At 46.7% G+C, this 12,333-nt stretch carries 15 protein-coding genes and 1 riboswitch; of the genes, 12 read left to right on the top strand and 3 right to left on the bottom strand.

From position 1 onward, the window contains the following. Window positions 1-3 precede the first annotated feature (3 nt). The 3 genes from NYE36_RS12325 to lysA all read left to right on the top strand — a co-directional run bounded on the left by NYE36_RS12325 (window position 4) and on the right by lysA (window position 3,491). Complete coding sequence (locus NYE36_RS12325; protein ID WP_265451389.1) at window positions 4-612, top strand: stage V sporulation protein AE; 609 nt, start codon at window positions 4-6, stop codon at window positions 610-612. Then, entirely contained in the window at window positions 566-2,047 is a 1,482-nt protein-coding gene (locus tag NYE36_RS12320; RefSeq protein WP_007409417.1) for a spore germination protein, read from the top strand. Before NYE36_RS12325 ends, NYE36_RS12320 begins: the two co-directional genes overlap by 47 nt. A 124-nt stretch (window positions 2,048-2,171) precedes the next feature. After that, entirely contained in the window at window positions 2,172-3,491 is a 1,320-nt protein-coding gene (gene lysA, locus NYE36_RS12315; protein WP_012117893.1) for a diaminopimelate decarboxylase, read from the top strand. A gap of 44 nt (window positions 3,492-3,535) precedes the next feature. Here the strand turns inward: lysA and NYE36_RS12310 are convergent, their stop codons facing one another. After that, the gene (locus NYE36_RS12310) at window positions 3,536-4,435 is read right to left on the bottom strand and encodes a DUF1002 domain-containing protein (protein ID WP_014418285.1); all 900 of its coding nucleotides are present in this window, start codon (window positions 4,433-4,435) and stop codon (window positions 3,536-3,538) included. A 284-nt stretch (window positions 4,436-4,719) separates the two neighbouring features. Here NYE36_RS12310 and NYE36_RS12305 point away from each other — a divergent pair, with 284 nt between their 5' ends. The 9 genes from NYE36_RS12305 to ribT all read left to right on the top strand — a co-directional run bounded on the left by NYE36_RS12305 (window position 4,720) and on the right by ribT (window position 11,381). Next, window positions 4,720-5,151, top strand: coding sequence for a peptidylprolyl isomerase (locus NYE36_RS12305; protein ID WP_003153363.1), 432 nt, complete (start codon window positions 4,720-4,722; stop codon window positions 5,149-5,151). Window positions 5,152-5,300: 149 nt separating this feature from the next. After that, window positions 5,301-5,792: a CcdC protein domain-containing protein gene (locus NYE36_RS12300; protein WP_144664575.1), complete on the top strand. Its 492-nt coding sequence runs from the start codon at window positions 5,301-5,303 to the stop codon at window positions 5,790-5,792. An 80-nt stretch (window positions 5,793-5,872) separates the two neighbouring features. Then, window positions 5,873-6,448, top strand: a complete 576-nt coding sequence (lepB, locus tag NYE36_RS12295) for a signal peptidase I (protein ID WP_032861567.1) — start codon at window positions 5,873-5,875, stop codon at window positions 6,446-6,448. Window positions 6,449-6,696: 248 nt separating this feature from the next. Next, window positions 6,697-7,041, top strand: coding sequence for a hypothetical protein (locus tag NYE36_RS12290; protein WP_007409423.1), 345 nt, complete (start codon window positions 6,697-6,699; stop codon window positions 7,039-7,041). Window positions 7,042-7,160: 119 nt separating this feature from the next. Beyond that, window positions 7,161-7,307, top strand: a riboswitch (FMN riboswitch). 131 nt (window positions 7,308-7,438) lie between these two features. Continuing rightward, a complete protein-coding gene (ribD, locus tag NYE36_RS12285) occupies window positions 7,439-8,554 on the top strand; it encodes a bifunctional diaminohydroxyphosphoribosylaminopyrimidine deaminase/5-amino-6-(5-phosphoribosylamino)uracil reductase RibD (RefSeq protein WP_015240125.1) in 1,116 nt (371 codons plus the stop codon). Then, window positions 8,535-9,182: a riboflavin synthase gene (ribE, locus tag NYE36_RS12280; protein WP_007409425.1), complete on the top strand. Its 648-nt coding sequence runs from the start codon at window positions 8,535-8,537 to the stop codon at window positions 9,180-9,182. Before ribD ends, ribE (NYE36_RS12280) begins: the two co-directional genes overlap by 20 nt. A gap of 14 nt (window positions 9,183-9,196) precedes the next feature. Further along, entirely contained in the window at window positions 9,197-10,393 is a 1,197-nt protein-coding gene (locus NYE36_RS12275) for a bifunctional 3,4-dihydroxy-2-butanone-4-phosphate synthase/GTP cyclohydrolase II (protein WP_064115485.1), read from the top strand. 32 nt (window positions 10,394-10,425) lie between these two features. Next, the gene (ribE, locus tag NYE36_RS12270; protein ID WP_003153372.1) at window positions 10,426-10,890 is read left to right on the top strand and encodes a 6,7-dimethyl-8-ribityllumazine synthase; all 465 of its coding nucleotides are present in this window, start codon (window positions 10,426-10,428) and stop codon (window positions 10,888-10,890) included. A gap of 116 nt (window positions 10,891-11,006) precedes the next feature. After that, the gene (gene ribT, locus NYE36_RS12265; RefSeq protein ID WP_003153373.1) at window positions 11,007-11,381 is read left to right on the top strand and encodes a GNAT family N-acetyltransferase RibT; all 375 of its coding nucleotides are present in this window, start codon (window positions 11,007-11,009) and stop codon (window positions 11,379-11,381) included. A 65-nt stretch (window positions 11,382-11,446) separates the two neighbouring features. On the opposite strand, the gene NYE36_RS12260 is transcribed toward ribT, so the two are convergent. Further along, the gene (locus NYE36_RS12260; protein WP_003153375.1) at window positions 11,447-11,968 is read right to left on the bottom strand and encodes a DUF309 domain-containing protein; all 522 of its coding nucleotides are present in this window, start codon (window positions 11,966-11,968) and stop codon (window positions 11,447-11,449) included. Between the two features lie 87 nt (window positions 11,969-12,055). Further along, complete coding sequence (locus tag NYE36_RS12255) at window positions 12,056-12,145, bottom strand: YjcZ family sporulation protein (RefSeq protein ID WP_003153376.1); 90 nt, start codon at window positions 12,143-12,145, stop codon at window positions 12,056-12,058. Window positions 12,146-12,333: the final 188 nt, after the last annotated feature.

Here is a 12,333-nt window from a genome sequence, read left to right as displayed (position 1 = left end):
TGCCTGATGACGAAACGGAAGGTCATTCTTGTGACAGACGGGGACGTGTACGCCGCCAAAACAATTGAATATGCCGCGGAAAAAGCAGGCGGACGGTGTATTTCCCAATCAAAAGGCAATCCGTCAACGAGAAGCGGCCCCGAACTTGTTCAGCTGATTAAAGCCGCGCCGAATGACCCGGTGTTTGTCATGTTTGACGATTCAGGCCTGCAAGGGGAAGGGCCGGGCGAAACGGCGCTGAAATATGTCACCTCACATCAGGACATTGAAGTGCTGGGGGTGATTGCGGTCGCTTCTAAGACCCATCAGGCTGAATGGACGAAAGTCGATGTCTCCATTGACCGTGATGGAGAAGTGACGGAGTTTGGCGTCGATAAAACCGGAATGAGAGAAATGGACGAGCACAGAATGAACGGAGATACGGTGTATTGTCTGGATAAATTGGACGTTCCCCTCATTGTGGGCATCGGCGACATAGGAAAGATGGGGAGAAAAGATGACATATCCAAAGGCTCGCCGATCACGATGAAGGCGGTCGAATTCATTTTAGAAAGGAGCGAAAGCCATGCCGGAAAAACCGGAAAACATGATCAAGGTGTACCGGGATCCTAGAAAAAATGAACAATTTTTTAAAGACCGCGTCGGTATGGGAACGAGCTATGATGTCGGCGTCCGCAAAGTTCGAGTATTAGACCGGGAAGTCCAGATTTACTTTGTCAACGGATTAACCGATACTTTGTTTATCATTCATTTAATGGAACAGCTCGTCGACGTCAATAATTATGACGAGAATGCGGATGAAGCGATTGACGTTGTTGAAAACAGGCTTGTCAATCAGCAGGTCCAAAAAGTCAAAACGCTCGACGAAGCAACGGATCAAGTGCTTTCCGGACTTGTGGCGGTTATCGTTGAAGACGCGGGCTTCGCCTTTATCGTTGACGTCAGAAGTTATCCCGGACGCACACCTGAAGAACCGGATACGGAAAAGGTCGTCCGCGGTGCAAGAGACGGTTTTATTGAAAATATCGTCATTAATACAGCATTGATCAGAAGACGAATCAGGGACGAAAGGCTCCGCGTCAAAATTACGAAAGTCGGCGAGCGCTCTAAGACCGATCTTGCGATTGTGTATATAGAGGACATCGCGGACCCGGACCTTGTCAGCATCGTCGAAAACGAAGTGAATGCGATTGACATTGACGGACTGACGATGGCTGATAAAACGGTGGAGGAATTCATCGTCAAACAAGGCTACAATCCGTTTCCGATGGTCAGATACACGGAGCGGCCGGATGTGGCCGCCAATCACATTTTGGAAGGGCACGTCATCATCGTCGTCGATACGTCACCGAGCGTGATCATAACGCCGACAACAATATTTCACCATGTTCAGCATGCGGAAGAATACAGGCAGGCGCCTTCAGTGGGCACATTTTTAAGATGGATCAGGTTTTTCGGTATTATCGCTTCAACCGTTCTGCTTCCGATCTGGTTCCTCTTTGTTCTCGAGCCGTCTCTTCTGCCTGAAAGATTGGATTTTATCGGTTTAAATAAAAATACGCATATCCCGATCATTCTGCAAATCTTTTTGGCCGATTTGGGGATTGAGTTTCTCAGGATGGCCGCGATCCATACGCCGACCGCTTTATCCACCGCCATGGGTCTGATTGCGGCGGTGCTGATCGGTCAAATCGCCATAGCGGTGGGGCTGTTTTCAGCAGAAGTGATTCTGTACGTATCGATCGCCGCCATCGGATCATTTACCACGCCGAGCTATGAGCTCAGCCTCGCCAATAAAATGATACGCCTCATCTTAATGGTGCTCGTGGCCATTTTCCAAGTGAAAGGCTTTGTGATAGGTTTTACATTGCTGCTGATCATAATGGCGAATATCCGCTCGTTTCACACGCCGTATTTATGGCCGTTTTTACCGTTTAACGGCAAGGCGCTTTGGCAGGTGCTCGTCCGGACGACAGTGCCGGGAGCCAAAGTCAGACCGAGCATTGTTCACCCGAAAGACCGTCAAAGACAGCCAAGCGGTTCATAATCGCATTGAAACCGACAGAAGATTATGATATTGTATGTCTTAACTTATACGGGACTTGTATAAGGACAGCTCAAAAGAAGCTGTCCTTTTCACCCATATGCGGATCAGAAAGAGGGAATGAGCATTGTTCTTACATGGCACAAGCAGACAAAACAAACTAGGTCATTTGGAAATCGGAGGTGTGGACGCGCTGTATTTAGCGGAGCATTACGGCACGCCTCTTTATGTTTACGATGTGGCTTTAATACGTGAGCGCGCTAAAAGCTTTAAACAGGCATTCATTGACGCGGATTTAAAGGCGCAGGTCGCGTACGCGAGCAAGGCGTTTTCTTCCGTTGCGATGATACAGCTCGCTGAGCAGGAGGGGCTCTCATTGGACGTTGTATCCGGCGGAGAGCTGTTTACGGCGGTTGCGGCTGGTTTTCCGGCTGACAGGATTCACTTTCACGGCAATAACAAAAGCGAAGAAGAGTTGAAAATGGCGCTCGATCATCAAATCGGCTGCATTGTCGTTGATAATTTTTATGAAATATCCTTACTCGCGGAACTGTGCCGCAAATCAGGGCGCACAATGGATGTGCTTCTGCGGATCACTCCGGGGGTAGAGGCGCATACGCATGATTATATTACGACGGGACAGGAAGATTCCAAATTCGGTTTTGATCTGCATAACGGGCAAATAGAAAAGGCGATTGAACAAGTATTACAGTCAGACCATATCCGCCTTCTCGGCGTTCACTGCCACATCGGATCGCAAATTTTTGATACGGCGGGCTTTGTGCTGGCCGCAGAAAAAATCTTCGCAAAACTGAATGAATGGAGAGAATCATTCGGCTTTGTCTCTGAAGTGCTGAATTTAGGGGGCGGCTTCGGCATCCGCTACACGGAGGAGGATGAACCCCTTCATCCCGCCGTTTATGTGGAAAAAATTATCGAAGCGGTAAAAGAAAACGCAGCGCTGCACGCTTTTGACATTCCGGAGATCTGGATTGAACCGGGACGCTCGCTCGTCGGAGACGCCGGAACGACGCTTTATACCATCGGTTCGCAAAAAGAAGTGCCCGGCACCCGTAAATATGCAGCGGTTGACGGGGGCATGAGCGATAATATCCGTCCTGCGCTGTATCAGGCGAAATATGAAGCCGTATCGGCAAACAGAATCGGAGAACACCACGATAAAACGGTATCCATCGCGGGTAAGTGCTGTGAAAGCGGTGATATGCTCATTTGGGATATAGATCTTCCGGAAGTGAAAGAAGGCGATCTTCTCGCCGTTTTCTGCACGGGAGCATACGGATACAGCATGGCTAACAACTACAACCGCATTCCGCGTCCCGCCGTCGTTTTTGTGGAAGACGGCGAAGCGCATCTTGTCATTAGAAGGGAAACTTATGAAGACATTGTAAAACTGGATCTGCCGTTTAAGACGGGGGTCAAACAATAAATAAAAAAGAGACCGGAACAATGGCGTCCGGTCTCTTTTTGCATTCAGCTGTTAGAACTTGATCCGCTGTCTCCTGTAAATACAGACACGATCGCATTCCAAATCGAAGCGAAGAAATCAATGACTTTTTGAACAAAGCTTTTGCCTTCATCGGATTGAATGAACTTCGTGATTTTGTCTTTTGCCTTGTCAAGCTGGCTGCCGACTTGGCCCCAATCAATCTTGGCATTTTTCATTTTATTAAACAATGAAACGAGCTGGTCTTTTTGAGCGTCAGTCAGTGTAATGTTAAGGTTTGAAGCCGCATCATCGACCTTTTTCTCGATTCCTTCTTTTGTATCGGGCACACCGTTTTTCGCGAAATCATCTTTAATGTTTGCGATGAGCGCGGAGGCGTTTTTATCCCCGATTTTATCCCCGAGATTTGAAGTGGTGACAAGCTCTTGGTTGGCGACCTGTTTTACATCTTCTGAAATCGCTTTGTCTGATGAGACTTCATATGCCTTGATGATTCCCGTTAATGCTGCGGTGCCTGATACCTCAAACGGCGCCGTCACGTATACTTTCGCATCTTTCACTCCTGCTGTCATCAGGGCGTTTAAGTACATTTCATCCGTGATGGAATCGATATTATGGGTCTTAACGTCAAGCCCGGACCCTTTCTTTGCCACCGTGATGGATGATGAAGAGATGGCTCTTGTGCCGATTTGGGCATTCGATATATATTTTCCCAGATATTCATGTTCTTCTTTATTCGTGACCGTCACTTTTGTCGCGTTATCAGGGACATTTAATTCGTCAAGCACTTTCTGACGGTTTTCGTTTGACAGATCCGCCCCCAGTGTGACGATGACATCTCCGACTGCGGCATCGGCCAGGCTGATTTTCGGTATTGTGCACAATACAACGGCCGCCGCCAGCAATCCAATCCACATTTTTTTCAAAGCGGTTAACCTCCTTCTTTTCACAAATGCCGTTTTGAAGCGGTTTGTGAGGGCCTGCGTGAAGCAGTTCCGATACATAGACGGCTGTGAAGCTGTTCTGGTTTCATTTTCTTTCTGCGGAAGCGGGGAGATTCGTTTTCCGGCTGAAGGTGTGGTATAATAGCCGCGAAAAGAAGAGCAGAGGCCTCTTCCTTCAAAAGAATATCAAAAAGAAAGCCGGCTTACAATTGAAATTCATATTGAAGAAGGCTTTGACAAAAAACAATACGGAAGTAGGAATGAGAATGAAAACTGGTTACATCGAAATGGAAAACGGCAGCAGAATTGAATTTGAACTTTATCCGAATGAAGCACCTAATACAGTCGCTAACTTTGAAAACCTGGCGAATACGGGCTTTTATGACGGCGTTATTTTCCACCGCGTGATTCCGGGCTTTGTCAGCCAAGGCGGAGATCCGACTGGGACAGGCATGGGCGGAAGCGGAAAAACGATCAAATGTGAAACAGAAGGCAATCCGCATAAGCACGAAGCCGGTTCTTTATCAATGGCGCATGCCGGTAAAGACACGGGTTCAAGCCAATTCTTCATCGTACATGAGCCGCAGCCGCATTTAAACGGCGTTCATACTGTATTCGGAAAAGTGACAAGCGGTTTAGAGCATGCGAAAAACATGTCTAACGGAGACAAAATGAAAGAAATCCGTGTAGAAGGATAATGACAAAAAACCCGCCTTTTTCAGGCGGGTTTTTTTATGTATATGAAAATTCTCATGTGTAAATCATGAAAAAATACATATATGAACATCAGCGATCATTCTGGTATAGTGAAAAAGACCGATTACAACAATGAAAAGAGGTAGAAACGTTGGTTCAATTGGCAACCGTTTTATTTGTCATTATCATTCTCGCACTTATGATTTGGTTCAGGGTGAAAAAGGGAAACAGGCCGATTAAAGGCGGCGGCTTCGGCATCATTCTCCCGCTTTTGATTATCGCCGTCATTTTTACATTCAGCATCAGCCAGCTCATGAATATCCCGGGAAAGCCGTTTCATATTCCCGCTCTTTGGGAGCTCGCCATCGCCGGACTGTTAGGCGCGGTATTCGGCGTCATCATGCTGTCGCAAACCGCCTATGAAATCCGGGAAGACGGCTTTGTCTACTCCAAGCGGAATAAAAACTTTAAATTTGTCATTATCGCGATTATTGCGATCCGTATCGTGCTCAGCCAATATTTCAAAAACATTGACGCGGCGGAATTCGCCGTTTTAACGATGGAACTTGCTTTTGTGTATTTGTGCATTTGGCGGATCGGAAGCTTCGTGAAATACCGTAAAATCAGCAGATCCGGCTTATAAAATGAAAAAAATGGATGAGGTGCGGGGCTTATTTGCCCTCTGTGCAGGGATTCATGGTAAAATAAAAACGACCATGGCTAATGGGAGGAAATCACTTGAAATCAGAAAAAGAAAAAACTTCTAAAAAAAGCGCCGTACTTGATTGGGCGAAAGCCATTATCATCGCTGTCGTTCTGGCACTGCTCATCCGAAACTTTTTATTTGCCCCTTATCTCGTTGATGGAAGATCAATGGATCCGACGCTGCATGACCGCGAGAGAATCTTTGTCAATATGACGGTCAAATACATAAGCGACTTCAAACGCGGCCAGATCGTCGTGCTGAACGGAGAAAATGAGCACTATGTCAAACGGATTATCGGACTTCCCGGCGACACGGTGCAAATGAAAAACGATCAGCTGTATATCAACGGCAAAAAAGTGTCTGAACCGTATTTAGCGGCAAACAAGCACAAGGCGAAGCAAGACGGCTATGATCGGCTGACAGAAGACTTCGGGCCGGTGAAAGTGCCGGACGACAAATATTTCGTCATGGGTGATAACCGCAGAGAATCTATGGACAGCCGTAACGGCCTCGGTCTCTTTACGAAAAAACAAATCGCGGGCACATCAAAATTCGTCTTCTTCCCGTTTAATGAAATTCGAAAGACGAAATAAACCGTACAGGCAGTTTTCTTCATGAGGAAAACTGCTTTTTTTATATAAATTTATCTTTCCACCCTCAAAAACAGAACATAAATTCGTATATCTATTTAATAGATAGAAAGTTTTACAGATACATGAAACATCTTCCCTTTATGAAACGTTATATGAATAACTCACGCAGGGAAGAACGGTTTTCTATTCATGAAAAAAAGGAAAATGACATAATAATGAATAGATTGATACGGGCTGGAGGTAGAAAAATGGGAAGAATTAAAACAAAAGCAGCCATTTTACTTGTACTGCTGCTGTTATTAGCGGGCGGTTATATGGTCATAAACGATATTGAACTGAAAGACGTGCCGACTGCAATCGGACAAACCCTGTCCCAGGAAAAAGAAGAATATACAGTCAAAACATATAAAATTACGAAAATCGAAGGAACTGAGTACCACGGTACGGCAGAAAACGGCACAAAAATTATTTTTAACGGCGACAAGCTGAAGCAGGATCTCTCCGATGTGAAAAAGGGAGATAAGATTAAAGCGTATTTCAGCAAATCAAACCGGATTGACGGCTTATTGAAGGTCGTCAAAGTGAACGAATAAATAAAGGCGCCTTTTATGGGAAAAGGGCGCTTTTTATTTTTCTGAATAATTAGGTGCAAATTCATTGCGCCTGCCGCAAAGGATGTTATAATAACGGATAAGGACAAAAAAATATTGATTGTATCCTTCGGGGCTGGGTGAAAATCCCGACCGGCGGTAATAAGGCGTTTTGCGCTTTACAGCCCGTGACCCGTATGCATCTGTATACGGTGGATTCAGTGAAAAGCTGAAGCCGACAGTGAAAGTCTGGATGGGAGAAGGATGAGAGAAGCTATGCAAAAAATAAACTTACTGTATAGTCTTATTTCCTATGGATTAAAACTGGCAAAGCCCCGAACTGTGTAAACATTCGGGGCTTTTTTGACGCCAAATTGCGTGGAAGAAGGGAGGGATAACGATGGAAGAATATTATATGAATACGGCAATAGAACTTGCCAGACGCGGTGAAGGACAGACACAGTCCAATCCTCTTGTCGGCGCTGTCGTCGTCAAAAACGGACAGATCGTCGGAATGGGCGCCCATTTGCAATACGGAGAAGCGCATGCCGAGGTTCACGCGATTCATATGGCCGGCAGACACGCAAAAGGCGCCGATTTGTATGTGACGCTGGAGCCTTGCAGCCATTACGGAAAAACACCGCCATGCGCCGAACTGATAATAAAGTCGGGGATAAAAAGGGTGTTTATCGCTGTGAAAGATCCGAATCCGCTTGTAGCCGGAAAAGGCATCGGAATGCTGGAAGCAGCGGGCATCGAAGTGAAAACCGGACTTCTCAGGCAGCAGGCAGAAGAGCTGAATAAAATGTTTCTTCACTTCATGCGGACCGGACTTCCGTATGTCACCTTGAAAGCGGCCGCGAGCCTTGACGGGAAAACAGCGACTGAAACCGGTGACAGCAAATGGATTACATCAGAGGCGGCAAGGCTTGATGCCCAGCAATACAGGAAATCGCATCAAAGCATTCTTGTCGGAGCAGGCACAGTCAAAGCCGATAATCCGAGCCTGACCTGCAGGCTTCCTGATGCGGTGAAGCAGCCGGTCAGAGTGATTCTCGATACAAAGCTGACCATTCCTGAAACGGCAAATGTGCTCACTGACGGCGCTGCGCCGACATGGATATTTACGGCCAAAGGTGCAGACGTGCAAAAGAAAGACCGGCTGACCGCACTCGGAATAAAAGTTATTCCGCTGGAAACAGACCGCATTCACGTCCCTGAGGTGCTCAGTATTCTCGCTGAAAACGGCATAATGTCGGTTTATGTGGAAGGCGGAGCATCCGTACACGGAAGTTTTGTCAAGGAAGGCTGTTTCCAAGAGCTTCATTTCTATTTCGCCCCTAAATTAATCGGAGGAACGCTTGCTCCCAGCTTGATCTCCGGTGAAGGTTTTCAATCAATGAAAGATGTCCCCCATTTACAATTCACACAAATCACCCAAATCGGGCCGGATATAAAACTGACGGCCATACCTAAAGATGGAAAGGATGGTGACGATGTTTACAGGAATCGTTGAAGAAACAGGCACGATCCAAGCAATCAAAAAGACAGGCCTTTCCATGGCATTAACCATCGCCGCTTCAAAAGTGACAAGTGATGTGAAACTTGGCGACAGCATTGCGGTAAACGGCATCTGCCTGACCGTAACCGGATTTTCTGACAATCAATTTACGGTTGATGTCATGCCGGAAACAGTGAAAGCCACTTCGCTGAACGGCTTGTCAAAAGGCAGTAAAGTAAACTTGGAAAGAGCGATGTCCGCCAACGGGCGGTTCGGCGGCCACTTTGTATCAGGGCATGTGGACGGAACGGCGGAAATTACGCGGATCGAGAAAAAAAGCAACGCGGTCTATTACGATTTAAAACTTTCGCCGGAACTGACAAAAACGCTCGTATTGAAAGGTTCAATTACGGTAGACGGCGTGAGCCTGACGATTTTCGGTTTATCAGACGAAAGCGTGACGGTATCCATCATTCCGCATACCATCTCAGAAACGATTTTTCAGACGAAAACAGTCGGATCGACCGTAAATATTGAGTGTGACATGATCGGCAAATACTTATACCGCTTTTTGCACAAAACAGAACAAACGAAAAGCAATCAAACTATCACGGAAGCCTTTTTAAGCGAGAACGGCTTTTAGAAAGGAAGATCGATATGTTTCATCCGATAGAAGAGGCGTTAGAGGCGCTGAAAAAAGGTGAAGTCATCATTGTTGTCGATGATGAAGACAGAGAAAACGAAGGAGATTTCGTAGCGCTGGCTGAGCATGCCACGCCTGAAGTGGTTAATTTTATGGCGACCCATGGGAGAGGCCTGATCTGCACGCCGCTGTCTGAAGACATCGCCGGCCGGCTGGATCTTCACCCGATGGTCGATCATAATACGGACTCACATGAGACAGCGTTTACGGTCAGTATTGACCACAGGCTGACAAAAACGGGCATCAGCGCGCAGGAACGATCCTTTACCATTCAGGCGCTGTTGAACGAAGAATCTGTGTCTGACGATTTTCAGCGTCCGGGCCACATTTTCCCCTTAATTGCAAAAAAAGGAGGCGTCCTGAAGCGGGCCGGCCATACGGAAGCAGCCGTTGACCTTGCAAAAGCCTGCGGATCTCAGGGAGCGGGCGTCATTTGTGAAATTATGAATGAAGACGGCACAATGGCCAGAGTGCCGGAGTTAGCCGAAATCGCCGAACGCCACCAGCTGAAAATGATTACGATAAAAGACTTAATAGAGTACCGTTACAACATTACGACACTTGTGAACAGAGAAGTTGATATTACGCTGCCGACTGACTTCGGCACGTTTAGAGTTTACGGATATACAAACGAGGTTGACGGAAAAGAACACCTCGCCTTTGTCATGGGGGATGTCCCGTTTAACAGCGAACCCGTTCTTGTCAGAGTGCACTCAGAATGCCTGACGGGCGATGTGTTTGCATCCCATCGCTGTGATTGCGGACCTCAGCTTCATGCCGCGCTTGCGCAAATTGCTGAAGAAGGCCGCGGCGTTCTATTGTATTTGCGCCAGGAAGGCAGAGGAATCGGTTTAATCAATAAGCTGAAGGCGTACCGATTGCAGGAACAAGGGTATGACACGGTTGAAGCGAACGAAGCGCTCGGCTTTCTGCCTGATCTGCGCAACTACGGCATCGGCGCCCAGATTCTCCGCGACTTAGGGGTTCAGCATATGAAACTTTTAACCAATAACCCCCGGAAAATCGCCGGCCTCGAAGGATACGGTCTCAGCATTTCAGAACGGGTGCCGCTTCAAATGGACGCGAGTGAGCATAACAAGCAATATTTACAGACCAAAATGAAAAAACTTGGACATCTGCTTCATTTCTAAAAACAAATCTCACAAAAAAGGATGGATAACATATGAATATCATACAAGGAAACCTAGTAGGAACAGGACTTAAAATCGGAATCGTCGTCGGCAGATTTAATGAATTTATTACGAGCAAGCTGTTAAGCGGAGCGGAAGACACGTTGCTTCGCCACGGTGTAGAATCAAACGACATTGACGTCGCTTGGGTGCCGGGAGCGTTTGAAATCCCGTTTGCGGCAAAGAAAATGGCGGAAACGAAAAAATACGATGCCGTCATTACGCTCGGCACGGTTATCAGAGGAGCGACAACGCATTATGACTATGTCTGCAATGAAGCGGCAAAAGGCATCGCCCAGGCGGGAACGGCGACGGGCGTCCCGGTTATCTTCGGCATCGTGACGACTGAAACCATTGAGCAGGCCATCGAACGAGCCGGAACAAAAGCCGGAAATAAGGGAGCGGATTGCGCAGTATCTGCCATTGAAATGGCAAATTTAAACCGTTCATTTGAATAATTTGTTGAAAAGCGTTTAAAACAGCGGCGAAAATGATATAATGTGAGGAAACGGATCGCCTTTATGTATCCGTTTGATAGGACATGAATGGACATTTTGGATATAGAGGGGTTTTTATGTTAATTCGTTATAAAAAATCGTTTGAAAAGATTGCGATGGGTCTTCTGTCATTTATGCCGAATGAAAAAGATCTCAAGCAGCTTCAGCAGACAATAAAGGACTATGAAACGGATACTGGCCGCCAGCTCTTTCTTTGGAAAGAGGATGAAGATATCGTCGGAGCGATCGGAGTCGAAAAAAAGGACTCAGAAGTTGAAATCCGGCATATCAGCGTGAATCCTTCTCACCGCCATCAAGGAATCGGAAAGCAAATGATGGACGCCTTAAAACGCCTGTTCAAAACGGAGGCACTCGTTCCGAATGAATTAACGCAAAGCTTTTTTGAACGCTGTCAACATCAAAAAGATCAGGATATCTCATATAATAACTGACAAATGCTCCCGGAATCTTCACGGTTTCGGGAGCTGTTTTGATATAGAAAAAGCAGGGCTGACCGTCAGCCTCTGCTTTTTTTTCTTCTCTCAATTTCCCGTTCGCGTTCCTTAATGACATCCGTCCTGTCCCGCAGGCGGTGTTTATGAATAAGAAAGGTATCTGATACGCCGTCTTGCCCCCATGTATAGCCCTTTCGGCGGCATTCGGCAAGACATGCTTCTTTCAGGGCTTCATCTGTAATCGGCAGCATAACACTTCTGTAAGGCAGGCCCGCTTCTATATCGTCTGACAGCGTTTCTATCAGCTCAATCAGCTTCGGGTGGCTGAGACCGAGAGAACAGACCGCCTGCTTTTCAGACCGGAGAATACGTAAGCTGTTGGCAATCAGCCGTTTCGCCCCGGCTTCATTTCCCCTGCGCTGGTGATACAGAGCGACGGCAAGCTGAATCAGGCCGACCCAATGAATGCTCCGCTTTTCAGCCGGGCTTTCTTTCCAATATTCCTCTAACAGTTCATGACACTCAAAATAATCTCTTGATGCGTGAAATTCGGCCAAAAAGCCGATATAAGCTTTAGGATACAAGCCGCTTCCTCCTTTTATGCTAAAACCAGTGTACCACAGCGCTATGAAAAGGAAAAAAGAGCGGCTTGGTGTCTGAAGCCTGAGGAACTAGCAGATGTAAGATGCTCCTACGACAACGAGCAAAATAAACAGAACGACAATTAATGCAAAACCTCCGCCGAAACAAGCTCCGCTCATGTGAAATCAGCCTCCCTTTGTTTCAAGTTTACACGGCTATCATATGTGCATCCGCCTTTAAAGGTATAGGCGTATATCTTCTTTTTCAGTATTTTCTAAATAACGGATGACGTGTATAAAAGTATTGGACGAGAGCATTTCGGTGGATTATACTAAAGGGTAGCCAGTTTTTCCGGCAATGAGAGTGA

This window comes from Bacillus sp. FSL R5-0593 (assembly GCF_038603755.1).
In the GTDB taxonomy this organism is placed as follows: domain Bacteria; phylum Bacillota; class Bacilli; order Bacillales; family Bacillaceae; genus Bacillus; species Bacillus velezensis.
Note: the sequence above shows the minus strand (reverse complement) of the source record. Positions and strands in the feature narration are given on the sequence as shown.

Excerpts from the sequence above, each read along its gene's own strand:
- NYE36_RS12320 (WP_007409417.1), top strand. The coding sequence starts at position 566 with ATGCCGGAAAAACCGGAAAACATGATCAAGGTGTACCGGGATCCTAGA.
- NYE36_RS12305 (WP_003153363.1), top strand. The coding sequence starts at position 4,720 with ATGAAAACTGGTTACATCGAAATGGAAAACGGCAGCAGAATTGAATTT.
- lepB (WP_032861567.1), top strand. The coding sequence starts at position 5,873 with ATGGGAGGAAATCACTTGAAATCAGAAAAAGAAAAAACTTCTAAAAAA.
- NYE36_RS12290 (WP_007409423.1), top strand. The coding sequence starts at position 6,697 with ATGGGAAGAATTAAAACAAAAGCAGCCATTTTACTTGTACTGCTGCTG.
- ribD (WP_015240125.1), top strand. The coding sequence starts at position 7,439 with ATGGAAGAATATTATATGAATACGGCAATAGAACTTGCCAGACGCGGT.
- ribE (WP_007409425.1), top strand. The coding sequence starts at position 8,535 with ATGTTTACAGGAATCGTTGAAGAAACAGGCACGATCCAAGCAATCAAA.
- NYE36_RS12275 (WP_064115485.1), top strand. The coding sequence starts at position 9,197 with ATGTTTCATCCGATAGAAGAGGCGTTAGAGGCGCTGAAAAAAGGTGAA.
- ribE (WP_003153372.1), top strand. The coding sequence starts at position 10,426 with ATGAATATCATACAAGGAAACCTAGTAGGAACAGGACTTAAAATCGGA.
- ribT (WP_003153373.1), top strand. The coding sequence starts at position 11,007 with ATGTTAATTCGTTATAAAAAATCGTTTGAAAAGATTGCGATGGGTCTT.
- NYE36_RS12255 (WP_003153376.1), bottom strand. The coding sequence starts at position 12,145 with ATGAGCGGAGCTTGTTTCGGCGGAGGTTTTGCATTAATTGTCGTTCTG.